At 32.7% G+C, this 24,386-nt stretch carries 21 protein-coding genes and 1 pseudogene; 2 read left to right on the forward strand and 20 right to left on the reverse strand.

What is annotated here, in order from left to right:
- Positions 1-2: 2 nt before the first annotated feature.
- From DRZ96_RS09955 to DRZ96_RS10045, 19 genes and pseudogenes are all read right to left on the reverse strand, one after another.
- Positions 3-2,581: pseudogene (locus DRZ96_RS09955) on the reverse strand (CD1108 family mobile element protein).
- Positions 2,582-2,588: 7 nt separating this feature from the next.
- A complete protein-coding gene (locus DRZ96_RS09960) occupies positions 2,589-5,012 on the reverse strand; it encodes a VirB4-like conjugal transfer ATPase, CD1110 family (protein ID WP_112890531.1) in 2,424 nt (807 codons plus the stop codon).
- Positions 4,903-5,313, reverse strand: coding sequence for a PrgI family protein (locus DRZ96_RS09965; protein ID WP_112890532.1), 411 nt, complete (start codon positions 5,311-5,313; stop codon positions 4,903-4,905). The genes DRZ96_RS09960 and DRZ96_RS09965 overlap by 110 nt, the downstream gene beginning before the upstream one ends.
- A gap of 1 nt (position 5,314) precedes the next feature.
- On the reverse strand, positions 5,315-5,605 hold the full coding sequence (locus DRZ96_RS09970; protein WP_112890533.1) for a hypothetical protein: 291 nt from the start codon (positions 5,603-5,605) through the stop codon (positions 5,315-5,317).
- Positions 5,606-5,614: 9 nt separating this feature from the next.
- Positions 5,615-6,478: a VirB6/TrbL-like conjugal transfer protein, CD1112 family gene (locus DRZ96_RS09975; protein WP_072469068.1), complete on the reverse strand. Its 864-nt coding sequence runs from the start codon at positions 6,476-6,478 to the stop codon at positions 5,615-5,617.
- 10 nt (positions 6,479-6,488) lie between these two features.
- Positions 6,489-6,704, reverse strand: coding sequence for a Maff2 family mobile element protein (locus tag DRZ96_RS09980; protein WP_000394204.1), 216 nt, complete (start codon positions 6,702-6,704; stop codon positions 6,489-6,491).
- A 1-nt stretch (position 6,705) separates the two neighbouring features.
- Positions 6,706-7,017, reverse strand: coding sequence for a single-stranded DNA-binding protein (locus tag DRZ96_RS09985; protein WP_112890534.1), 312 nt, complete (start codon positions 7,015-7,017; stop codon positions 6,706-6,708).
- A gap of 195 nt (positions 7,018-7,212) precedes the next feature.
- Entirely contained in the window at positions 7,213-8,682 is a 1,470-nt protein-coding gene (locus tag DRZ96_RS09990) for a PIN-like domain-containing protein (RefSeq protein WP_112890535.1), read from the reverse strand.
- Between the two features lie 17 nt (positions 8,683-8,699).
- A complete protein-coding gene (locus DRZ96_RS09995; RefSeq protein WP_001258251.1) occupies positions 8,700-9,236 on the reverse strand; it encodes a ClbS/DfsB family four-helix bundle protein in 537 nt (178 codons plus the stop codon).
- A 61-nt stretch (positions 9,237-9,297) separates the two neighbouring features.
- Positions 9,298-11,088, reverse strand: a complete 1,791-nt coding sequence (locus DRZ96_RS10000) for a VirD4-like conjugal transfer protein, CD1115 family (protein WP_112890536.1) — start codon at positions 11,086-11,088, stop codon at positions 9,298-9,300.
- A complete protein-coding gene (locus tag DRZ96_RS10005) occupies positions 11,081-11,815 on the reverse strand; it encodes a BRO family protein (RefSeq protein ID WP_112890537.1) in 735 nt (244 codons plus the stop codon). The genes DRZ96_RS10000 and DRZ96_RS10005 overlap by 8 nt, the downstream gene beginning before the upstream one ends.
- On the reverse strand, positions 11,812-12,297 hold the full coding sequence (locus tag DRZ96_RS10010; RefSeq protein WP_112890538.1) for a PcfB family protein: 486 nt from the start codon (positions 12,295-12,297) through the stop codon (positions 11,812-11,814). The genes DRZ96_RS10005 and DRZ96_RS10010 overlap by 4 nt, the downstream gene beginning before the upstream one ends.
- On the reverse strand, positions 12,290-13,117 hold the full coding sequence (locus DRZ96_RS10015) for an ATP-binding protein (protein WP_112890539.1): 828 nt from the start codon (positions 13,115-13,117) through the stop codon (positions 12,290-12,292). Before DRZ96_RS10015 ends, DRZ96_RS10010 begins: the two co-directional genes overlap by 8 nt.
- On the reverse strand, positions 13,114-13,887 hold the full coding sequence (locus DRZ96_RS10020; RefSeq protein ID WP_006700833.1) for a replication initiator protein A: 774 nt from the start codon (positions 13,885-13,887) through the stop codon (positions 13,114-13,116). Before DRZ96_RS10020 ends, DRZ96_RS10015 begins: the two co-directional genes overlap by 4 nt.
- A gap of 83 nt (positions 13,888-13,970) precedes the next feature.
- The gene (locus tag DRZ96_RS10025; protein ID WP_001267200.1) at positions 13,971-14,252 is read right to left on the reverse strand and encodes a CD1845 family protein; all 282 of its coding nucleotides are present in this window, start codon (positions 14,250-14,252) and stop codon (positions 13,971-13,973) included.
- A 63-nt stretch (positions 14,253-14,315) separates the two neighbouring features.
- Positions 14,316-16,205, reverse strand: a complete 1,890-nt coding sequence (lysS, locus tag DRZ96_RS10030) for a lysine--tRNA ligase (RefSeq protein WP_172605492.1) — start codon at positions 16,203-16,205, stop codon at positions 14,316-14,318.
- Between the two features lie 43 nt (positions 16,206-16,248).
- Positions 16,249-16,722 (reverse strand): transcription elongation factor GreA, encoded by a 474-nt coding sequence (gene greA / locus DRZ96_RS10035; RefSeq protein ID WP_070702145.1) that lies wholly within the window; start codon positions 16,720-16,722, stop codon positions 16,249-16,251.
- 175 nt (positions 16,723-16,897) lie between these two features.
- Positions 16,898-17,824 (reverse strand): tRNA dihydrouridine synthase DusB, encoded by a 927-nt coding sequence (gene dusB / locus DRZ96_RS10040; RefSeq protein WP_112890541.1) that lies wholly within the window; start codon positions 17,822-17,824, stop codon positions 16,898-16,900.
- Positions 17,825-17,834: 10 nt separating this feature from the next.
- Entirely contained in the window at positions 17,835-18,626 is a 792-nt protein-coding gene (locus DRZ96_RS10045; RefSeq protein ID WP_112890542.1) for a type III pantothenate kinase, read from the reverse strand.
- A gap of 163 nt (positions 18,627-18,789) precedes the next feature.
- On the opposite strand from DRZ96_RS10045, the gene DRZ96_RS10050 reads away from it, so the two are divergent.
- Both DRZ96_RS10050 and DRZ96_RS10055 read left to right on the forward strand, forming a co-directional pair.
- Positions 18,790-19,326 (forward strand): biotin transporter BioY, encoded by a 537-nt coding sequence (locus DRZ96_RS10050; protein WP_070702150.1) that lies wholly within the window; start codon positions 18,790-18,792, stop codon positions 19,324-19,326.
- A gap of 121 nt (positions 19,327-19,447) precedes the next feature.
- Positions 19,448-21,868: a transglycosylase domain-containing protein gene (locus DRZ96_RS10055; RefSeq protein WP_112890543.1), complete on the forward strand. Its 2,421-nt coding sequence runs from the start codon at positions 19,448-19,450 to the stop codon at positions 21,866-21,868.
- A gap of 553 nt (positions 21,869-22,421) precedes the next feature.
- Here DRZ96_RS10055 and ftsH read toward each other — a convergent pair.
- Positions 22,422-24,383: an ATP-dependent zinc metalloprotease FtsH gene (ftsH, locus tag DRZ96_RS10060; RefSeq protein WP_112890544.1), complete on the reverse strand. Its 1,962-nt coding sequence runs from the start codon at positions 24,381-24,383 to the stop codon at positions 22,422-22,424.
- Positions 24,384-24,386 lie beyond the last annotated feature (3 nt).

Genomic DNA, 24,386 nt, shown 5'->3' on the forward strand with positions numbered 1-24,386 from the left:
TTCTATCTTGGTCTTCCAAAACCATAAAAGTGTGATTTCCAATATTTTGAATTTATTGATGTGTATTGAATTGGATCTCCTGCGTGAATCATCATTCCGTTACCTGCGTATATTCCTACGTGAGATATTGGTGTTCCACTGTTATATGTTGAATGGAAAAATATAATATCTCCAGGTTGAGCTTCACTTGGACTTACTGGATTACAATAGTCTTTGTATATTCTCCATGCAGTTGTTCTTGGCATACTCTTTACACCAGACTTTGTAAATGACCAACATACAAAACCTGAACAGTCAAAGTTAGATGGTCCACTTGCTCCAAACACATATCTTTTGCCTATATGTTTTTCTGCTTCATTAAAAAGAGCCTTTGCAGTGGCTGAATCAAAAGCAAGACCAGGATTTCCAAAGTTTGGATTATCTACTATTTCTCCTAAGTCCCCATTACCTGATCCAAAAACATCTCCCATATTCCCCTTAGCTTCAAGAAGAGCTTCATAATGAACTACATTATCTGGATAATCTTTAAATATTTCCCTAACAACTTCATCCATTTCTTTTTTCTTTAAAGTTACAATTAACTTTTTATATTCGTACTCTTCTTTTTCATAGCTAGTATAAGGATTGCCACGACTATCATATCTAGTTCTTGCTACTGTTCTTGTTCTAATTTCAATTTCTTCCTTAAAATCAAGCTTATACATCTTGTCAAAAAGCTCTTTTAAAATTCCTTTTACTTCAGTTGCTGATTTTACTTCTCCACATCTTGAAGTTATATAGGATAAAAGTTCATGGGTATTATGACCAATTTCTCCTTCTTTATTTATGATATATTCGTCATATCCAGGATGACTTGTTTTTACACTTTCTATTTGTGATTGTAGATCATATTCCATTGATGAAAATTCTTGATTAACTTCACTTAGAACTGTATCTTGTGATAAGTATGTTGTTGTCATTACTGAGTTTACAGAGTTACTTAACCCGCTCATACCAACACTTCCACCACAAATCATGATTGATAGCATAAGACCTAGTCCTATTACTAGAAATAGAACCATTTTACTTTTTCTTACGATTAGCTCTTTAGAAGCCTTACCTAAACTTAAAATAGCTTTTTTAACCCTATCTACAAGTCTTGTTTCGTGTTTTTTAGCTATCATGCTCTTCATTTGCTTTCTCTGGTAAAACTTCTTAAATCTATTTTTCTTTATATAGGCGTCTGACTTTTTTAAATCTTCCAAGCCACTTTTAAACTCCAACTTGCTTTTTCTCTTTCTTATTTTCTTATCTAGTTTAGATAGCTTTTTTAAGGACTTTTTCTTTTTGTCTAACTTATACTTCCTTATTCCATGCTGGAGTTTAGAGCTTACATTAGCGGCCTTTTCTCCAGATTCTACACCAGTATTATCAGACCCTGAACTTAGATAATCTCTCACTAACTCTGATGACTTAGCTCCAGATAATAAAACCCCAGAAGATAGACTTCCTTTAGTTTTATTCTTTAAGATATTATCCTTTAGCTTACTTTTAGACTTTTCAAGCTCTCCAATCTTTTTATCTGAGATAAAGTCTTTAACATCTTGTGCTTTCTTAGAATCTTTCGTTGTAACTTTCTTAGATTCATTTTTTAAGTCATCAATTTTCTTTCGGGTGAATTTATCACTTTCATAATTTTTTCTCTTGTAGTAGGTCTTCTTTTTATTAACTTTCTTTTGTTCTGAAGGTTTAAGGCTTGTTTCCTTTTCATCTTTTATAAATTCTTGATTATTTTCTTTAACCTTCGAATTATCAAAAGTTTTATCTGCATCAACTTCGTTTAGCTTATTTTCTTTATCTATCTCTTTAGAAATTTTTTCCTTATCTCTAAAATTCTTTTCTTGATAAAGTTTCTGCTTTTGCTTTTTATCGATATTAGCATTACTCTCATTATTGCTTACTTCATCTTTAACAAGCTTATCTTTTTTATATACTCTCTTGCTTTTCCTTGCTTCGATAGGTTTATCTTCGCTTGTGTGGATTCTCTTAGACTCTCTCTCGTTGATTTTGTCTTGGAATTTATCCTTACTATGGATAAGTTTATTCTCGTAATTTTTGAGAACTTGTCTTTTACTTGATGGCTTCTTATTGCTTATTACTTCAGAGTTCGCTGAAATATCATCTGTTGTTAGTTTATCAGGATTAATATTTCTACTATTTTCACTATCAAAATTTACTTTTTTGAAGTCACATCTAAGTCTTCATCAAGTTTAAAGCTTTCATCTGTCCTTATTTCAAGATTAGCTTGTTTTGTTTCTCCAGCCTTATCCTTATTATCTAAAACTTCTTTTCTAATTCTTTCCTTGTTTTTAGCCTTCTGAAAATCTTTTAGTTTATCTTGTTTTTGATCTTTTGCTAATACATTCTCGTGAATAAGTTTAGATTCTTTTTCTGAAATTTTATCTCCGAACCTATCCTTAGTCTTAATAATCTTATTGGTATAATCATCTGAATGAACAAGTTTACTATCCATGTTTTTTTCAGGAGCGTCCCTATTTCGTATAATTTTCTTTTTAAAATCTTTTTTTAGTTTTTTATCCATATCACACCTACTTAGCTTCTTCTGGTTTTGTTGTCATTAGCTTATATAGCATGGTGTCTTTAGGGAATTTGTCTATAAATGGAACAATGGTATTTCCGAAGAATAAGAGTCCCTCACCTGCGTTTGAATTAGTAATATAGTTTAACTGATAAGGCGATATTTTTAATTTCTTAGCAAGAATATCTCTATCTCCAGATGCTTGATTTAACATTAGAACAAAGTCTGTATTGTCAAAGATATTTTCAATTTCCTGACTTGTTAAAAGGTCTTTTACGTTTTGAGTTATACCTGTTGGAATACCTCCCCATTTTCTAAATCTTTTCCAGATTTCTACTGAATATGAAGCAGTTTGTGGGTCTTTTAATAAAAGGTGGAACTCATCTATATAGTATCTTGTAGACTTGCTTCCTCTATTAAGGGAAACCTTGTTCCAAACCTGGTCTTGAATTACAAGCATACCTATTTTTTTAAGTTGTGTTCCTAGCTCTTTTATATCAAAACAGAGCAATTGCCTATTTAGATCAACATTTGACCTATTATTAAATACATTAAGACTTCCCTTAACATAAATTTCCATTTCTGTTGCTAGTTTTCTGCCAACTCCCTCTTCTTGGGATAGGAGCATATCGTATAAATCTCCTAATATAGGCATATTTTCTGGTTTGGGGTCTTCAAAATATTTTTGGTATATCTTTGGTAAACACCTATCTATAACAGATTTTTCTGCAGCAGTAAGACCAGATCCTCCTACTACAAGTTCAAGCATAGACATTATGAAGTTCGCCTTATCCTTTAAAGGTGCGTCCCCATCTCCATAGTTCATATTAATATCTAATGGATTTAGATAGTCCTTTGATTTTGCCGAAACTTTAATAACTTCTCCATTAAATTGTTTTACAAGGTTTGAATACTCGCCTTCAGGATCACAAATAATTACATCATCATCTGTGACAAGAATTGCATTTGCCATCTCTCTTTTTGCCGAGAAAGATTTACCAGAACCTGGTGTTCCTAATATTAGTCCGTTAGGGTTCTTTAGTTTCTTCCTATCTGCCATAATCAAGTTTTGGCTAAGGGCATTTAATCCATAGTACAAAGAATTTGCCGAATCAATAAATAGCTCTTCTGTTGTAAAAGGCATAAAAACTGCCGTTGATGATGAAGTTAAAAATCTTTTTATTTCGACTTGGTTAACTCCTAGAGGTAGGACAGAAACAAGTCCTTGCTCTTGTTGGTGAGATAATCTTTTTACCTGACAATTATGTCTGTTAGCAATTGATGAGATTTGAGCAATAGTGTTTTCTAACTTTTGATTAGTCCTAGAAAAATTCATCATTACTATGGTAACTACAAAGAGCCTTTCATCTCTATTCTGTAAGTCAGATAACATGGACTTAACATCAGCCCCAAAAGTATTTATATCTGAAGGGATAATATCCATATCATATCCTGCTCGAACTGCTTTCTTTTGTTCTTCAATTTTCATTCTATCTAGATCTGTATTTTTTCTCTTAATGAGTTTAATAGCTTCTGCTTGTTCAACTACATCTATATGAAAAGCTACATAAATATTGTCATCAATATCTAAAAACTCAGATAACATTCTGTCTGATAACTCGCTTGCAAGTATTTGAAAATGACTTACTGCTCCAATGAATTTCCCAAATTTAAAATTATTTGCTGGTGCAAAATTAAAGATATTGGGAGTTATATGTGACTTTGTAGACTCTTTCTTCTTCAAATCCTTATATGAAAAATCAAAGTTTTTGTCTGGATTTAACATATCATGAACGAGTCTTAGTCTTTCTTCGCCATCAAGGCTCTCTGCTCTTACTCCCATAGATTTAAAGTTAGATAAAATATCCACTTCAAGTCTATTTAACTTTGCTCTTGCTTGCTCTAGGTTATCAGCTTCTGTGGTAAAGGTTATATACTTCATCTTTTTAAGTCCGTTATTTCCCTTTGCAAGTTGAAGCTTTAACATCTCCCTAAACTCTTTTCTTACATCGTCATAGAAGTCTCCCTTATCAGCAATTTTAATTGCATCTTGTAGGTCTCTATTTCTTCCTAATTGATTTACATATGAAAGTTCAATGTGGACACTTGGATCAAAAGAATTTAAAAAGTTGGCAAATTGGTTAAAGATTAAATCTCTATCTTCTTCCAATGCCAACTGGTAATTTATATCTTGAAATGAAATTGTCTTTGAATAATTTTTTTCATCTAACTGGCAAATGCCCTCTGGTAACATTCTTATATATGGAATTGTATCCTCAACAGTAAATCTCTTTTTCTCTTTCTTTAAAAGTACACTTCGAAGACTATTTGTTGGATCTTTCTTTGTTTTTAGCCTTCTTACTTCCTTTCGGTCTTTTTTTAATTGTTTTTCCCTTAGATTTAAGTCGCTGATTTGCTTTTTTCTTTGCTTCAAGGTATGCCTCCTTTCTTATTCTCTTAGCTGGTTGATAAAATTTATGAAGATAGAAAAATTTAAAATATTTTTCAAAAGTTAAGGTGTCTTTTTCATATAAGGTTATAAAAAAGATTGGCAGGGTTACCATTAGCATTACAATAATAGAAACATCATTAGGTAGATATTTCTTCATAAATATATAAGTTGGTATGCCAATTATTCCTGCCACAGAAAAACCTATAAGTTGTCTTTTGGTTAAGTTAAAGGCAACCTTTGTTTTAATCTTATCCAAATCTTTTGGTATTGGTACATACGCCATTTTAATCTCCCTTTACTTCTTCTTTGGAAAGTTCAAGTATATGGTCATAATTAGATGTTGTTTCTTCTTCTAGGTAGCTAATTCTTTCTTCTAATTCTTCTTGTTTTTCTTCATTTCTGTCATTGTATTCTCCTTGATACATAACAAATTCATTGTGACATCTTCCGAGTCTATTTATTCTCCTCTTCAAGTTTCTAATTTCTTCATTTCTTCTTTTCTCTTTTAAGATCTCATAAGTTCCTCCCAATAAAATTCCAAATCCCAATAAAGCACAATTTTTCTTTTTTAACATTTATTCCTCCTAGTGCGTATTCATAATACTTTTTGCAACTGTTCCACTCTTAAACATCATAAGTCCAAGTAGTAGAGCATATCCTAATATACTAAACAAGCTTTTGTGAATATCTGTAATCTGTACCGTCCTTATTAAAACGGTGTAGATACCTAAACATACCATCAAAAACAAACCTTGTAGCCCCAAGGCAAAAAGTCCCTTGATATAATTTGTTCCAATCTGACCCCATTCTTTATTTCCCATAGTCGCAAATGGTATGGATGATACTGATGAGTAGACATATATTTCAAACATACGCCCATATACTATTAAGGTAATAGTTAAAGATATACATTGAATTGCAATCCTTACAAGGCTTGTTTCAACTAATATCATTATTAATGCACCAACATCTTTTTCTTTTAATGTATCAACCATTGCAACTATCTGATCTCCTGAAACAGTGGCAGAAGTAGTGATTACCCCTGCCGCTTTGTTTACAAGATTTTGTGCCACATCAAAGACTGCCATTGAAAATTCAAAGGCATGGCTTGCAAGGTAGACTGCTATAAACATCTTTATAATGTATTTGAAAAACTCAAAAGTATCTGTATCATGCATATTATTCTTTTGCATAACCATATTTATGAGTTCAATACATAAAACTGCTGTTATGATAAGACCTGCTATTGGAACAATTACATTATCATTAATGTTTTTTATAAAGTTATATACTTCTCCATTCCAACCCATTGGTGTCTTCCCAACATCAGTTGCAATAACTCCTACCTTGTCATTTATATCTAAGAACATGGACTCAAGATTTGCTTTGATACCTCCGAGTAGCATATCCTTAAAAAATTCAGTTAGCTTGTCAAAGATACCAAACATAGACTTTCTCCTAATTTAAAGCATTTGCAAGTAGTGGAATTAATTTGATACCGATTAGTACAATTCCCCCACCAGCCATAAGCTGCTTAATACCTTGAGATTTAGCACCAGGGTTATCATTACCATAACCTTCCATTAAGTTAATAACTCCCCATGCTCCTAAACCTGCACCAATTGCAGTTACAAGTGTCTTTAAAACTCCAACTCCAGCTGTAAAAAATTCCATATTATTCCTCCTCGTTTTCTTTCTTATTTTCTATTTTGTTTAGTGATTTAACTATAAAATTCTTGTAGACCTTATCTCCTTTTTTGTTTTCTTTGAAATATCCAAAGACATGGATTAGATCTCCTTTTTCAAATTCTTTTGCAATTTCTACCTTTTCTCCATATACTGAACAATTTGTATATTCTTTGCCTTTTCCATATTTTTTTACAAGAGCAAAATTAGCTACTTGAACACTTTCTTCATCTTTTTCAAATTCTGAAAATTCAGCTTCCTTAACTAAATTTGCATTAATATTTATCATTTCTCTATCCATTGATTTCTTCTCCTTAATCTATAAATTTCAATTAAAAAAGCGACTGGATCTATTTATTTCCAATCGCTATACATTATTCCTTATTAAATTGTTCTAAGTAGGAGCTCTTATCCTTAACATCTTAACCTCCTAATTTTGAGTATAAAAAAAGCAGTAAACTTTATAATTACTGCTTTAATAAAATATCCTATATTATTAATCATTAAATGAACAATCTCGACAAATACCACCTACATCTTCTCGCCTATCCTTAAATCCCTTTCCACATTTAGAGCAAATAAATGCATAATCATTATTGTAATTCTCCTCTTCTAAATAAGAGTCATCGTAGTCTTCTTCATTTTTGTTTATAGAATCTTGATCTATCTGAATTTCAATTATTTCAATATCTGTATATTCTTTATCATTATTAATATAAAAAGAATCTTCTTCGATATCATCTTTATTAATTAATCTTGTGACATTAACTATGACACTTCCACTAAATTCTTGTTCTATTGGTGGTGATTGTATGACTTCTTTTGTATCATCATCACGTCCCCAATAATCAAAGGATACACAACTTAAATTTATTAAATATTCTAGCTCATAAGTTATACTAACAATCTCGTCTGTAAACTCTTCATAAGTATCTAATATCTCATTGAATTCACAATTATTTATATCTAATTCTTCAATACCCTCACTTCCAATAACATACGATTCTAGATAATAATAGTTGTTATTATAAATACTGTCAACTATATCATTAGAAATATCTTGTTTTACTCTTTCTACATATGACACATCTTTTCTATTTAAATCTACATAAACATTAAAATCATATCTATCATATACTTTTGAAGCGAAATTCTGAAACATTCCTGTTGTTAAAAATTCAATATTTACATTTGGATTTTTTTCTTTAAATTCACTTAATAATTTATCGTGAACTACTAAATTATCTTGACTATCCTTACTCCACCAGTCTTCTTTTATATCATTCGTAATAAAAATAATATCTTTTACTGATTTTTCAACTGGTAAATCTAATATCTCTTTCCAAACAAATAAATCTCCAAATTTTTCAACTCCATCTTTATTAATGTCCTCATATCCAGGCGGAATTTTATATTTATACCTAAGTTCACCCTCTCTAATAATTTTTAATTGTTCACTAAACCTTATCCTATTACCTATCCTATTATTTTTTTCTAAATATGAAATAAGATTATCTATATCTTTAATTATTTCAGGAGAATCTGTTGTTATTTCATCATATTCAATACCAACACTATTTTTATAAGATTTGATTATTCGTTTTAATTCAACTAACTTGTTATTTAAATCATTCTCCAAATTTTTTCTTCCAAAATAATTATATTTAGATGATTTAATCAAGACACTCTCTAAATTTTTTTGACTCCTTTCAATTACTCTTAGTAAATCTTTTTCAAAATTTTGATACTTTTTTTTCAATTGTCCGAATACGCTATATTTATTTTTATTAAATTCTTTATACACTTGATTCGGAATCCATATTAAATCCTTACACTCCTTGAAAATTTCTAATATGTTTTTGCTACTGTATAATGAATATCGAGCTAAGTCAAGTATTACATTTGTATCTAATACTATTATAGAGGTTTTTCTATTTATTATTTTTTTAAATTTTTCATAATTCAATTAAAGCACCAACCTTATTATTTAATTACATTCACAAAATTATTAAGTTTTTTCCATTTTCTAATCTTAGTCCTAAATGTTCCAAATGGTGCTACTGTATTTACATGGATAAATTTATATACTTCCCAAGTTGCAGTTTTTGTTGCTTCATCTGCCCATTTTCTCATATGTGGTTTAAATAATTCTTCCTCTGTAAGATTATCTATCAAAGAGTAAATATCTTCTATATTCTGTGATAGTTGTTCTTTTAATTCCTTTAACGATTTATGAGCATAGGTATCTGTAAACCATTGATACAATTCTCCAAGTTGATTCCACTTAAATTTGTCAGATGGCGTTTTAACCTCAATTCCTTTTTTTTCATCTTCTTCCCATTTCAAAACTAAAGTTGTCCAACCTACTTGATAGGCAAGATTTTCAGCTGGTGTCCTATCAACTTGATCTACTCTTTTATCTTTTAATTCTTCTGGGATATTATCAAACTCTGAAATATATTTTCCAAAAGTTTTCTTTATCTCATTTTTTAATTCTTCCTTACTTTCATAAGACCTCATATGCCTACCTCCATGGTTTATATAGATATTATACCAAAAATATTTTTATCCTAGGCTTAATTCATAATCTTGTAATCAAACTGTTCCTGTTTATTTTTATTTTATCTCTATTTGTTAAATACTCTTCCACATCAAACAAGTTCTTCTTATCATAATCTTCCAACAACTTGTAATTCTTATGCTTTGTAATATCAAATTTATCAGATAGAAAAGGTCTTACTCCTCTTAGCTGGTATATACACTTACCGCCATCCATTACAGTTATTTCATCTTGGCTCATTAGTTCCTTGCCAGTTTTTTGGTAATTTAGACCAAAAGATTTTTGATTGGATCTTGTTTCTGATGTGTTATATAGGTCTATGGTTTCTTTTCCTAAGGTTTCTGATAACTCTTTTACTGTTGTTTTTTCTTTTCCTCCTAAAAAGAGTGTAGAGTCGCAGTTACCAACTATTGTATCTGCATGGTCCTTATAGATTGCTTTTAATTGAGATTGTGCTTGCAGTATTATACTTGCTGATATTTCTCTTGAACGAATTGTCGCTATTAGTTTTTCAAATTTTGGAATTAAGCCTATATTTGCAAACTCATCAAGTAGACACCTAACATGAACTGGAAGTCTTCCACCATACACATCATCTGCCTTATCACAAAGTAGATTAAATAATTGAGAATACATTATTGAAACTACAAAATTAAATGTATCATCTGTATCTGATATTATTACAAACAAGGCAGTTTTCCTATCTCCAATTTTATCGAGTTCTAGTTCATCTTCGCTCATTAGTTCTCTAAGCTCTCTTATATCAAAGGGTGCAAGTCTTGCTCCACATGATATTAAAATTGACTTGGCAGTTTTTCCTGCTGCCAGCTTATATTTCTTGTATTGCTTAACTGCGAAATGACTTGGGTCTTTCTTTTCAAGAGCTTCAAAGAGCCTATCAATTGGGTTCATATAGGTTTCGTCATCTTCTCTAACCTCACTTGCGTCAATCATATCCAAAAGTGTCTTAAAGTTCTTTTCTTCTTCAGGTGCTTCATAATAAATATACCCAATAAGAGCAGTGTAATATAACTTTTCAGCCTTTACCCAGAAATCTTCTCCTGCCTTTTCTCCATCTCCCTTAGTATTTGCAATTATAGTTTGGACAAGCTTTAAAATATCTTTTTCACTTCTCAAATATGCAAAGGGATTGTATTTCATAGACTTTTTGAAGTTTATTGTGTTTAAAATCTTTATGTCGTAACCATTTTCATAAAGCATTTTCCCACACTCTAACACAAGTGTCCCCTTAGGGTCTGTTACTACATAGGAAGAGTGCATTTGCATTAGATTTGGCTTGACATAAAATCTTGTTTTACCTGATCCAGAACCACCTATTACTAATACATTTTTATTTCTAGCGTATTTAGGGTTTTTAGGTCTTGAGTTCATTGTAAGTCTTTCAGTATTAGTTATAAGAACATTATTTTCAAACTTAGGGTCAATATATGGAGCAATATCCTTACTTTCTCCCCATCTTGCAGATCCATACTCTTTACCTTGCCTGTATTTCTTTTTGTTTTTACCTTTACTATAAACAATTAACTTAACAAGGGCAGCAACTGAAATACCTACTAATAAGTCCCTTGGCTTAAGGCTTGGTATATAAGATAAAGTTCCTATGTCAGAAATTCCCACCATTATTCTATCAACAATATCTCCTCCAACATAAGAATTGATGTGCTTAGAAAAGATATTTCCAATGTAGAAGAATGATAGATAAAGAATGTTTGATAATATAAATTTCTTTGGGTTGTCTATTTTAATTAAGTTTTTAATATCAGAAAGAATGGCTTCTAATACCTTATTCATCGTAGAAACCTTCACTATCTAATAGAATTAGTAGGTAGTGTCTTCCCTTTGGTGTTATAAATGTTTGTATTCCTACAAGTGTACCTAGTGGATCAACCCATTCTTTCACTTCAAAGTATCCCTTGTTCTTATCTGCATAAGGTAAGAGTTTCTTTTTCTTATCTCTGTAAATTAATCCCTTATCCATTAGAAAACTTATAAATTGGTTTTGTGGTATTCCTAACTCTTTGGCAGTATTTCTAAAGTTTGTAAGTAGGTTATAATCTACTAGTTTGTCATAATAGTCTGCCTTTGGTCTTAATTCGTCAATCTCTTCTTCTCTTTCAGCAATAATTCTATTGGCTACTAAAATTGCATCTGCAAGTAACTCTTCATTGGTTTTCTTTTCTTGACCTACTATATATCCTCCATTCTTTCTAATACTTGGTAAGACTTCTCTCGTTACCCAAGCTTTGAATATTTTTGCTTGTGGTAGTTTTGATGAAAGGATAAGTGAATACAATCCTGACTCATTAATTATTGAAATATTCTGTATTCCTCCAGGGGTGTTCCATTTCGTTACACCCTTATCTTCCTCATCTACATGGTCATAAATAGCTTTCCTCGGATTGACATATCCTAACATAGTTGCTACTTCATTTGCTATAAAGAAAAACTCACCGTCTTTTTCTATAACAGTGAGTTTTCCAAAATTCTTATTTTCAAATGTTTTTAAATTACTTATCATAAGCTTTGCTCCTTATGTTTATTTTTAACTTTATCTTTGCTGATGGTGTCCTTAGCCATATCTTTAAACTTATTTATTGTCTTCGTTATTGAATCTTTTCTATCGGCCTTTCTTTCAGAACCCTTAACTGCTTTTTTAAAGGCATGTTCCATTACTTTTATATCCTTAGATTGAAAAAACACAGAGTGGTTTCCAGTTTCCTTATCTTTCATAACAGAAAACTTCACTCCGTGTTTATTTAAAATTTTCTTTAGTTCTTTTAACTCAGGATCCTTTAGATTAATTTCTTCTAACTGTCCCTTTTTAACCATATCTTTTAGTTTTACTTCTTCTCCATTATTTTTTATTACATTTTTCAAACCTCCTTGTTCTTCTATTTGCTTGTGAACTTTCTTTAAGGCATCAAGAATTGCTTTACTTGTTGCTTTTGCAAGTCTTACTTCAAGATTAAGACTTGACCTTGATACTTCTTCATTAATCATCTATTCCACCTCCATATAAAAGTAACTCTTTGTATTTTCTTAACTTCTCTTGATGAATTTTTCTTCTAAAATCTTCTCCCGTAACTTTAACTGGTATTGTCATTTCAAGTATTCTTGAATATATCCTCTGATACTCAAGTTCAATATTAGGATTTTGAATAATTTCCAATGATAAGTTTGTAGTAAAAATTGTCGGCCTACCCTTTAAGTATCTTGAGTTTATAATGTTATATACTTGTTCTCTTGCATAAGATGTATCCCTTTCAATTCCAAGGTCATCTAAGATTAACAATGGAATATTAGAGAGGTTACTTATTATTTCATTTGAATCTAGCTTAAATGCTGATTTTTGTATTTGATTTATAACCTGAGATAAATTCATAATCTTAACTTTAACTTGTTCTCTTTCAATTAATTCATTTGCAATAGAACAAGCAAGATAAGTCTTTCCACTGCCAACATCTCCATAAAATAAAAGTCCAACATTGTCTTCCTTCATTTGTTCAAAACTTTTAGCATAATTGTAAGCAACCTTGTAAGCTTGACCTTTTTCATTTAAGAATCTCTCAAAATTATATTGGTGTTGGAGTGGCGATGAGAAACAATCTCTTTTTAGCGATGATATTTTCATTAGTCTTTCTCTTTCTTCATTTTCCTTATCTCTTTTTATTTCACATTCACATTTAATTCTTGGAATAAACTTTGTAAAGCCAAGGTCAAGTAATTCTCCATCGACTCTTTTATCACATACCTTACAATAAATATGTCCATTTCTTTCAATATCATTTTCTCTTAATACAAAATCTTTTAAGTTCTTCATAAACTCTCTCCTATATCGTAATTCATTTTCCTTGTTGTATTATCATTAATGTTTTTTGCCTGATCATTAAGATACCAATTGATTATCGTTGCCTTGTGATCTTGATACACTCTGTTATTTGCTTTCATATATGACGACAACCTATCAATGTAGTCACTAATTCTACTTCCTAACTCATTTGTTAAGTCCTTGTATTCTTCATCAGTCAAAAATATGTTTTTATATATTCCATAAGGCTTTTGTCCCTTACTAAAATCATTCTTTCTTAACTCATTATTACTAATATTGTTATAGTTACCTTCCGATTTTCGGAAATCTTGAAGTCTGTTATTAGGAGTTCTTGAATTCCGATTATCGGAAGTCTGGACTTCTGCTTTTCGGAAATCTGGATTTCTATTATTTGAATCGGAGAAAACACTCATAAAATCTTTAACATATATCCTATTTGGTTTTCCAAGTCCTTGTCTTTTCTTTTCTATCAATCCAATTCCTGATTTTATATCAAGCTCATTTATAATCTTTAAGGCTTTATCATTAGCACAGTTAAATTGCTCTTTAATAGCATCCATTGTGTAGTAAATAAAGACTTTTCCATCTTCATCTATCCAGCCATTTTTATATGAAAGACCCATTCGATTAAGCATATATGAATACAAAACTTTAGCTTCAATAGAAATGCTCTCAAAAATCTCATCTTCCATTAATACCATAGGTAACCTAATGAAGTTATACATCTCAGATTGCCTATTATAAAAATAATCAAAATTCATTCCTACCTCCTCTCTTTAAAATAAAAAAAGACGACAGAATTATTGCTTTCTATCGTCTACGGTTGTCTTATATTTATTTTTCTTCAAATTGATTTTATTGTATAGTTTAATAATTCTAATAATCCAATAACATATATACCTAATTTAGGTAATCCAAATGGACTAAATAAAAATGCTAATATTAGTGCTTCAATTACAATTTGCTTGTCTCCTTGAAAAATGCTAGCTATTCCAATTATAAAAATCAAAGTAGAAACTACGCTTAACAACGCAGTACTCAAACTTAATATGAAGGTTAAAAAAGCTATGAGCAAACTCAACACTAATCTTATCGGTAATAAAATTATTCTAATTATCCATCTCATACATACTCCTAAAAATTAAACTGGGATTCATAACAAACCCCAGTTTCATAATTAGCGTGTCCTTTAATATAATTTTGATCCTGCTGGAATATTATCATCCAGCATTATTAAGTTAAGTTTTTCTTCACCGTCATACTCACAAATTGCAGATATAATCATACCTTCTGAGTCGATTCCCATCATCTTACGAGGAGGAAGATTACAAATTGCAAGTAGTGTCTTTCCAATTAAGCTCTCTGCGCTGTAATATTCCTTAATACCAGATAAAATAACTCTTTCTTTTTCAGAACCATCATCTAATGTAAATTTCAAAAGTTTTTTTGACTTAGGAACTTCTTCGCAGTTTTTAACCTTTACAACTCTAAAATCAGATTTTGAGAAAGTTTCAAAGTCTACCATATCTTCAAATAATGGTTCAACTTTCACTTTTGAAAGGTCAATTTCTTCTGTCGTAAGTTTGTCGTAAGTTTCGTAAGTTTCTTTTGACAAACCCCCATTTTCTGCCTTTTCTAAGCCTATTGGCTTCATTGTTGGGAATAGAAGTACGTCCCTAATGCTTGGTTGATCAGTAAGAAGGACAATCATCCTGTCTACACCAATTCCAAGTCCACCTGTTGGTGGAAGACCAACTTCAATTGCGTTAATAAAGTCTGAGTCCATTGGATGAGCTTCGTCATCTCCTGCTGCCTTTTCTGCAACTTGAGCTTCAAATCTTTCTCTTTGATCTATTGGGTCATTAAGCTCTGAGAAGGCATTGGCAAATTCCCAAGTGTTAATAAAGGCTTCAAACCTTTGTGTAAGTCTTGGGTCCTCAGGGTTTCTCTTTGCAAGTGGGGATACATCTACTGGGTGACCAATTACAAATGTTGGTTCAACAAGGTGTTCTTCACAGAATTCTTCAAACATTTCTGAAAGAAGCTTGCCCCAAGTATCATTGTCATTTACATCAAGTCCCTTTTCTCTTGCAACTTCTCTTGCCTTTTCATCTGTATCAATTTCATTGAAGTCAACATCAGCATATTTTTTGACTGCATCAATCATTGTGATTCTCTTCCAAGGTGCCTTTAGACAAATTTCTGTGCCTTGGTAGTTAATTGTATCTGTTCCAAGAACTTCAAGTGCTACGTATTCAAATAGATCTTCAGTGATTCTCATCATTTCTTCGTAGTCAGCATAGGCTTGGTAAAGTTCAATGTTTGTAAATTCAGGATTATGCTTAGTGTCCATACCTTCATTTCTAAACATCTTGCCCATTTCATAAACCTTGTCAAAGCCACCAACAATTAGTCTCTTTAGGAAAAGTTCGTTTGCAATTCTCAGTTGCATATCAATATCAAGAGTGTTGTGATGAGTGTAGAAAGGTCTTGCGTTTGCACCACCTGCTACTGTACCAAGGATTGGTGTTTCAACTTCTAGGAAGTCCTTATTGTCTAAGAATTCTCTAATCTTCTTGATGATTTTATTTCTCTTAATAAATACATCCTTAACTTCAGGATTTACAATTAAGTCAACATATCTTTGTCTGTATCTTAGGTCTGGGTCCTTAAGTCCGTGGAATTTTTCTGGAAGGATTTGTAGTGATTTAGAAAGTAGGCTTATATCAGTTGCACGAACTGTAATTTCACCAGCTTCTGTCTTGAATACAATTCCCTTAACTCCAACAATATCTCCAATGTCAATGCCCTTAACGTCTTCGTATTTTTCTTCAAGGACATCTTTTCTTGCAAAAACTTGGATACTTCCTTCTGAATCTCTAAGGTCTAGGAAGCAAATTTTTCCGTGACGTCTCTTGCTCATAATACGTCCAGCAATAGAAACTTCTCTTTCGTCTGCTTCGTTGAATTCTTCCTTGATTCCAACTGAGTGTGCAGTTACATCATAAGTTTCATGGACAAAGGGGTCCTTGCCTTCATTTTTTAATTCTTCAAGCTTTTGTCTCTTTAACAAAAGCATTTCATTTAGATTTGCATCTTCTGTTTTCTTCACAAACTGCCTCCTAAATAGTTATTCCACAAATTTCGTACTTAATAATTCCATCTGGAACTTCAACTTCAACAACATCGCCAACACGGTTGCCAATAAGTTTTGAGCCTACTGGTGATTCGTTAGAAATTTTTCCTTCTAGTGGGTCTGCTTCTGCTGAACCAACAATTGTGTACTCGTCTTCTTCCATTGTGTCAAGTTCTCTAACTTTTACACTTGATCCAATGTTAACAACGTCTGTATTTAAATCTTTTTCATCTATAATTTTAGCATTACGAACCATCATTTCAAGTTTAGCGATTCTCTCTTCAACTTGTGCTTGTTCGTTTTTTGCTTCGTCATATTCAGAGTTTTCAGAAAGGTCTCCATAGCCAAGAGCTACCTTAATTCTTTCAGAAACTTCTTTTCTTCTAACTGTTTTTAAATACTCAATTTCATTTTCGATTTTTTCTAGACCTTCCGGTGTAAAAAATATATCTTTTTCCAAAATTCTCTCTCCCTCAATTATATAAAAAATAAGGCGTGAGCCGCCTTTCACAAAACCTTTTAATCTAGGCTATTATAATTTAAAGGTGGCTAAATGTCAAGAAGATTAAGTATTAAGAAGACTTTCGCCAACTTTTACAAAAAAATAAACCCTGCAAGGTCGCAGAGTTTTAAATTTAAATTTTTTCTATATATTCATTAATTGTATTTAGGATTTCGTCCTTATCCTTTAGGCTATTTAATTTATTCCTAACTTCCTTGGACCCCTTCATGCCCTTGAAGTATTCTGCATAGACCTTTCTCATCTCAAGTATGCCAAGTTTCTCTCCCTTGTAGGCAATTTTTCTTTCAAGTTCATCAATCATTAATAGTAGCTTTTCCTTGTCACTTGGCTTGTAGTAGTCACCAGTTTTTATTAATTCTTCAATTTGATCAAAGATGTAAGAGTTTCCTATGGCCCCTCGTCCTATTGCAAGACCATCGACCTTTGAATAATTTATTTTTTCTATGGCATCTTCTGGACTAGCAACATCACCATTTCCTATTACAGGAATTTTTACATTTTCCTTAACTTCTTTTATGAAGTCCCAGTCAGCCTTGCCTGTGTAGTATTCTTCTCTCGTTCTGCCATGAACTGTTACAAAGGTCGCACCTGCAGCTTCAATATTTTTTATGGCTTTCATAGATGAAACTCCGCCTATTCCCTTACGGACCTTTGCAGTAACAGGCTTGTTGGAATTTTTTACAACAGACTTAACAATATCGTAAACAAGTGACGGATCACTTAAGAGATGAGAGCCCGAATTATTTTTTACAATCTTCGGTGCAGGACAACCCATGTTTATATCCACATAAGAAAAATCGTAGTCATTTAAAATTTTTGCAGCCTGGCCCATAACATCTGGGTCGCTGCCAAAAATTTGGACTGCAACTTTTTTCTCCTTGGGAGATATGTCCAAGAGGTCTATAGTTTTTTTATTTTCATATACAAGTGCCATGGCCGACACCATTTCAGTTACAGTAATGTCTGCACCCTTTTCACTTGCCACTTCCCTAAAGGCTATGTCTGTGTAGCCTGCCATGGGGGCTAAAATCTTTAGCAAAAAATCACTCTCAATCTATTCCTTCAATTTTGTTGTTTTTTTCATAAATAATTTTTAGTCCTTCAAGAGTTAAGAACTTGTTAATAATAAAATTGTATTTTGAATCTTTAGTTAACATTGTGGAGAACCCACCAGTTGAAATAATATTTGTTTCTTCTTCCTTCCAGTTTAATTCCTTGAGAAGTTTTGTAACTATACCATCAATCATTTCTGTGTATCCATAATAAAGTCCTGCTTGCATTGCTCCAACAGTGTCAGCTTGTATAACTTTTTCTGGCGCAATTATCTCTATCTTTGGTAGTTTTGAAGTCATCATAAAGAGAGCTTCAGCCGAAATCCCTATTCCAGGCATAATAAGTCCACCAAGATAATTCTTTTCTTTATCTACAACACAAAAAGTCATGGCAGTTCCAATATCAACTATAATTGATTGTTCACCATAAAGTTCTAGGGCTCCAACAGCATTGACAATCCTATCTGCACCAACTTGTTTTGGGTTTTCGTACTTAATATTAATACCAAGGTCAAGGTCTGTGCTAACAACCATTGGACTCTTATTAAAGTACTTTATAATCATAGAAGGAAGCGTGTGCATAAGGTTTGGCACAACTGAAGAAATAATTACATCTTCAATATCCTGTGGATCTATATTGGCATGGAGAAGAGTGTTTATAAAGATAAGCCCATACTCGTCAGATGTCCTTGTCTTTACAGTTGAAGTCCTAAAGTCATTTACAAGCTCTCCACCCTTAAAAACTCCCCAAGTTATGGAAGTATTCCCTACATCTATTACTAATAACATTTTTACACCTCTGTTTAACAAATTGTATTTATTATATATTTTATAAACTTGACTTTCAACTAATTATTATTTTTGAATTGATAAATTCCATTATAAAAAGTAATTAGGTTAACCTTATTGACACTTAGGTAAACATTGTGTAATATATCCATGGAGGTTAAAAATGAAAATACAAACAAAAGACATAACAAAAATAGCACTTTTAGTAGCACTTATAGCAGTGGGAGCTTTTATTTCTATTCCCATTGGACCAGTTCCTTTTACACTACAAAACTTTTTTGTATTTATGACAGGTCTTTTACTTACACCTTTTTATGCAGGACTCACAGTTTTTATCTACGTCCTACTTGGCCTAATTGGTGTCCCAATTTTTGCTGGCTTCACAGGTGGTTTTCAAACTGTATTAAAACCAAGCTTTGGATTTTTAATTGCCTTTATAATAGGAGCTGCATTTATATCTAAGTTTGCTCACGGTGAAAAGAACTTTGGAAAGACTATGGTGGTCCTAGTTATTGCAGAAGTTATTTTCTATGCAATTGGACTTCCTTATATGTACTACATTTTAAATGTGGTTATGGGTAATCCTATGGACATCTCAAAGGTCTTTGCTATTGGAATGATACCTTTTATTATTCCTGACTTAGCCAAGGCAGTAGTAGCTGCAATTATTGCTCCAAGAATTTTAAAGGCAATAAAATAATTTAGTTCATAATTAATAGAATAATTTAAGAAAGAATCTCGCTTAAGGGCGAGGTTTTTTTCATTTATACTTATAGTTATATGCCAAAGATTCTGATATAATAACAAAATAGGAGGTTATTATGAAAGATAATAGAAACAATAAACCTCGCGGAATGATAAAACTTTCAAGCATAATAAAAATACTACTCTTAATTGTTGTGGCTGCAATTATAATTTTAGGCTCACTTGTCACTTCAATTATCTTGGGTATTTTTAAAAAAGCTCCTGTAATAGAACCATCAGAATACAGATCACAACTCTCTGAAACTTCTAGGATCTATTCAAGCGACGGAAAGCTAATTGAATCACTTATATCTGATCAATTTAGTGAGTTCGTTCCCTACGAGGACATACCAAAGGATTTGGTAAATGCCATTGTGGCAATAGAAGATGAAAGGTTTTTCGAACACAATGGAGTCGACTACAAGAGAGTAGTTGGTGCCATAGTTCACGATATAAAGACTAGGTCTTTTGAACAAGGTGCGTCAACTATAACAATGCAACTTGCCAAAAACTTATACACTTCTTTCTCAAAGAGTGTAGTTAGAAAGATAACCGACGTCTACTATTCTTATCAGATAGAGCAAAATCTTTCCAAGGAACAAATTCTCGAAGCTTACTTAAACTCTGCAGGCTTCTCTAAGGGTACTGTTGGTGTCCAAGCTGCAGCCAAGACTTTCTTTAACAAAGACGTATCAGAACTTGACCTTGCTGAGTGTGCTCTTATAGCAGGTGTAACAAACCTTCCAGAAAAGTACACTCCCTACAACACTCAAGAGATAAATGAATCAGACGACTTGGGCAACATTGAAATTGTTCTTCTACCAAAGAACGAAAACTCAGAGCCAAACTCTGATGAAATAATAAGAATTGCCAAGAACTTAAATGAACTTGGTCAAATCGATAACTTTGATTTAATTCAAATTCAAAATGACATGATAGTTCCTGTTAAGGCTGTCTTTAATGAAACTTCTCAAGAAAGACAAAGACTTGTTCTAAAGAGAATGCTTAACCAAGGACTAATTAATCAAGAAGACTACGACAGGGCCCTAAATGAAAAAATTGAAATCAACATTGGCTCTCGTAAGGAAAGCGGCATCTCTTCCTTCTACACAGACGTAGTTCAAAAGAATGCCATAAAAATCTTGACAAAATCAGGCTACTCACAAGAAGAAGCCACAAACAAACTCTTTAACGGAGGTCTTAAGATTTATACTCCAATGGATATAAATATGCAAAGGACTCTTGAAGAAGTTGTTTCTAACCCAAGATACTACTATGGTGGCTTTACTGATAAGAATGGAATTATTCAACCACAAGTGGCCTCTGTCATTATCGACCAAAAAACTCACGAAGTTAAGGCCCTTGTTGGTGGTAGAAATGTTAGTGGTGGTAGACTTTTAAATAGGGCACTTGTACCAAGACAACCTGGTTCATCAATTAAGCCTATTTCAGTTTATCTTACAGCCCTAAATAACGGCGCCACTGCAGGCGATGTTTATCTAGACCAAAAGATGCCAGAAAGATTATTTGGCCACTCACCTAGAAATGCTGGTAACTACTACCAAGGTTGGACAACTATAAGAAACCTACTTCGTCAATCATCAAACGTTGGTGCCTACCAAGTTGCAAGAGATATTTCTGCTGACAAGGATGCAAAAATCAACAGAAACTCAACTTACTCAAAGGCCTACAACGACGAAGAATCAATAAAAAAAATGGTGGAAACTTTAAAATCAATTGGAATATCCACAATAGTTGAAAAGGACGACAACCCAACATGGAATGACATGGACTATGCCCCACTTACTCTTGGCGGCATGAGCTATGGTATTAGTCCCTTTGAAATGGCTGGCGCCTTCACTGCAATTTCCAATGGAGGAAAGTATGCCAACCCTTATGTAATAACAAAAATCGAATCAAACACTGGTGAAGTTATCTACCAAGTTGACCCTAAGGAAAAGGAAGTTACTAGTCCACAAAATGCCTATATCTTGACAGACATGTTAAAGGACGTTGTAAGACGTGGTACTGGTAGAAATGCATCCTTCCCTGGTCAAGAAGTTGCCGGCAAGACTGGTACAACTAATGACAAGAAGGACGTTTGGTTTGTTGGTTACACTCCTTACTACACTTGCTCAGTTTGGATTGGTAATGACAAGAACCAAAAACTTGCCTTTGGATCAACTCAATCAGCCTACCTATGGAAGCAAATTATGAAGTCAGTTCATCAAGATCTTGACAGAAAAGAATTTGAAGAACCCGAAGGAATTTACACTAAGTATTCTGGTGGTAGAAGAGAAATCTTTGCTGAGGGAACTAAACCACACTACACTAACAAGTATGGCTTCTACAAGTCCTATACAAAGAAGAAAAAAGTAACTAAGAATAACGACAACAACAATGACAACAAAAAGAGCAAGAAGTCATCAGACAATAACAACAATTCAAGTAGCAAGAAGAAAAAATCTTCTAAATCAATTGCTAATAATGAGGATTAAAAAAACTGGAGTTAAGCTCCAGTTTTTTTATTGTCTTATTTTTTTTATTTTTTTCAAATTTAAAGGTCTCTATATTTTTTTATAAGTCCTTATGTGTTTAATGCTAAAATTTGATTTTAATTTTATAGGTTATTGTAATTATCTCTTTCTTTTTATTTGTTCGCTAGTAGTCTATTTTTTAATTCTTATTTCTTCTATAATTCGATCCACATTAATAGCAATTAACTTAATAAGTTTAATCCTTGATAAGTAATTACAGCTTTAAAACTAAATTCAAAAATAAAATTTTGCTCCTTCAATCAATCCTTACACTCTCACTGAAATTTAAGCTTTTAAAATTTCAATCTAAATCCTCGACAACTTAAATAAGTTAAGAATTCACTTACTTTTTCCAGTCAGTTCTCTGATAAGGTCATTCAAATTTGATATCATCTATAAGTTTTAAATGGCTTACAGCCTCATAAAAAATAAACAAAATTTATTTTCAATCTTCTAATAGCTCTAAAAAATTACAAAATAAAAAGCCCCTCTCGGAGCTTTTTTATTTTTGAATTTATAAATTATTTTTATCTTCTTCTGAATCTTCATTGTCTTCTGCTTCCTTCTTATCCTTTTTATGAATAAGCTCTTTTGCCTCTTCAGACAAGTCATCTTCATTTATTGTGTCTTCAAGATCAATGGATTCTTCATCAAGCTTTTCGCCGTTGAAAATTTTTTCGAAGTCCTTAGAATAGATTGTTTCCTTTTCTAAAAGAGCATCGGAAAGGGCAAGTAACTTGTCTAAGTTTTCACTTAAAAGTTTTTTACACTTAGCGTAAGCTTCGTTGATAATTCTTGTTACTTCATCATCAATCTCCGCTGCAGTTCTTTCAGAATAGTCTCTTGAACGACCTAGGTCTCTTCCTATGAAGACTTCATTTTCTGATGAGTCGTAATTTATTGTACCGAGCTTTTCACTCATTCCATAGTGGGTTACCATGGCACGAGCAATCTTTGTAGCTCTTTCAATATCATTTGATGCACCAGTTGATATGTCATCAAGGACTAGGGACTCGGCAACTCTTCCACCAAGAAGGGACACAATGGAAGCTTCCATCTTCTTCTTAGTCATAAAAGATATTTCATCTTCAGGAAGGTAGGCAGTAAATCCACCAGCCATTCCTCTAGGAATAATTGTAATCATGTGAACAGGATCTTCTTCAGGAAGAAGTCTTGATACAATTGCATGTCCAGATTCGTGAACTGCTGTTAGCTTTCTTTCCTTTTCTGAAACAACACGAGACTTCTTTGCCGGACCTGCTTGAACCTTTATTGATGCTTCGTCAATATCTTCCATAGATATTGCAGTTTCGCCACGTCTTGCAGCAAGTAGGGCTGACTCGTTCATTAAGTTTTCAAGGTCTGCTGGAGTAAAACCTGGAGTTCTCTTTGCAATTACTTCAAGGTTTACATCATCAGCAAGCTTCTTGCCCCTGGAGTGAATTCCAAGGATTGCCTTTCTTGCACGAACGTCTGGCTTGCCAACATAAACTGTCCTGTCAAATCTTCCTGGTCTTAGGATAGCTGGGTCAAGTATGTCTGCCCTGTTTGTTGCAGCCATAACGATTACACCTTCGTTAGTTCCAAAACCATCCATCTCAACTAGAAGTTGGTTAAGAGTTTGTTCTCTCTCGTCGTGACCACCGCCAAGACCTGCTCCTCTTTTTCTTCCCACTGCGTCAATCTCGTCAATGAAAATAATACAAGGTGCATTTTTCTTTGCAGATTCAAAAAGATCTCTTACCCTTGATGCACCAACACCGACAAACATTTCAACAAAGTCTGATCCACTCATTATAAAGAAAGGAACTCCTGCTTCGCCAGCAACAGCCTTTGAAAGATAAGTCTTACCAGTTCCTGGAGGCCCTACTAGTAGGACTCCCTTAGGGATTCTGGCCCCCATATTGATAAACTTCTTAGGATTTTTTAAGAAATCAACAATTTCTGCCAATTCCTCTTTTTCTTCCTCAAGACCTGCAACATCCTTAAAGTTAACAAGATTCTTTCCATCTTCCTTGTTAATTAGTTTGGCCTTGCTCTTGCCAAAGGAATTCATCTTTCCTCCGCCACCAGCTTGTTGCATCATTCTGTACCAGAAGAAAACTATAAAGGCAAACATAAGTAGGGTTGGAATCCACTCAACTAAGAAAGAAGTTTGCTTAGTTGGACTTGAAACTACATCAATAGTTCCTGCATCAGCCTTTTCCTTTAGGTAGTCCTTATAAAAAGTATCTGAAGCTTCTTGTGGAATCACAGTCCTAAAAGTGTCGTCATTTTTTAATTTTACGCTGGCAATGGAGTCAATTCCATTTTGCAAGCTAACGGACTTTACATTGTCCTTATCAAGTTCTGTTACAAATTCAGTAAAAGATTTTTCTTCCACAACATTTGCTGGTGGTCCAAAAAATCTAATTGATAATATTAAGACAAGGATTAGGACAATATAAAATCCTGCTCCTCCAAATTTCTTATTCAATAA

Source organism: Peptoniphilus harei (assembly GCF_900454685.1).
GTDB lineage: Bacteria > Bacillota > Clostridia > Tissierellales > Peptoniphilaceae > Peptoniphilus_A > Peptoniphilus_A harei.

Coding starts and splice junctions, on each gene's coding strand:
- DRZ96_RS09965 (WP_112890532.1), bottom strand. CDS start 5,313: ATGGCGTATGTACCAATACCAAAAGATTTGGATAAGATTAAAACAAAG.
- DRZ96_RS09970 (WP_112890533.1), bottom strand. CDS start 5,605: ATGTTAAAAAAGAAAAATTGTGCTTTATTGGGATTTGGAATTTTATTG.
- DRZ96_RS09975 (WP_072469068.1), bottom strand. CDS start 6,478: ATGTTTGGTATCTTTGACAAGCTAACTGAATTTTTTAAGGATATGCTA.
- DRZ96_RS09980 (WP_000394204.1), bottom strand. CDS start 6,704: ATGGAATTTTTTACAGCTGGAGTTGGAGTTTTAAAGACACTTGTAACT.
- DRZ96_RS09985 (WP_112890534.1), bottom strand. CDS start 7,017: ATGGATAGAGAAATGATAAATATTAATGCAAATTTAGTTAAGGAAGCT.
- DRZ96_RS09995 (WP_001258251.1), bottom strand. CDS start 9,236: ATGAGGTCTTATGAAAGTAAGGAAGAATTAAAAAATGAGATAAAGAAA.
- DRZ96_RS10000 (WP_112890536.1), bottom strand. CDS start 11,088: ATGAATAAGGTATTAGAAGCCATTCTTTCTGATATTAAAAACTTAATT.
- DRZ96_RS10005 (WP_112890537.1), bottom strand. CDS start 11,815: ATGATAAGTAATTTAAAAACATTTGAAAATAAGAATTTTGGAAAACTC.
- DRZ96_RS10010 (WP_112890538.1), bottom strand. CDS start 12,297: ATGATTAATGAAGAAGTATCAAGGTCAAGTCTTAATCTTGAAGTAAGA.
- DRZ96_RS10015 (WP_112890539.1), bottom strand. CDS start 13,117: ATGAAGAACTTAAAAGATTTTGTATTAAGAGAAAATGATATTGAAAGA.
- DRZ96_RS10020 (WP_006700833.1), bottom strand. CDS start 13,887: ATGAATTTTGATTATTTTTATAATAGGCAATCTGAGATGTATAACTTC.
- DRZ96_RS10025 (WP_001267200.1), bottom strand. CDS start 14,252: ATGAGATGGATAATTAGAATAATTTTATTACCGATAAGATTAGTGTTG.
- lysS (WP_172605492.1), bottom strand. CDS start 16,205: ATGCTTTTGTTAAAGAGACAAAAGCTTGAAGAATTAAAAAATGAAGGC.
- DRZ96_RS10045 (WP_112890542.1), bottom strand. CDS start 18,626: ATGTTATTAGTAATAGATGTAGGGAATACTTCCATAACTTGGGGAGTT.
- DRZ96_RS10050 (WP_070702150.1), top strand. CDS start 18,790: ATGAAAATACAAACAAAAGACATAACAAAAATAGCACTTTTAGTAGCA.
- DRZ96_RS10055 (WP_112890543.1), top strand. CDS start 19,448: ATGAAAGATAATAGAAACAATAAACCTCGCGGAATGATAAAACTTTCA.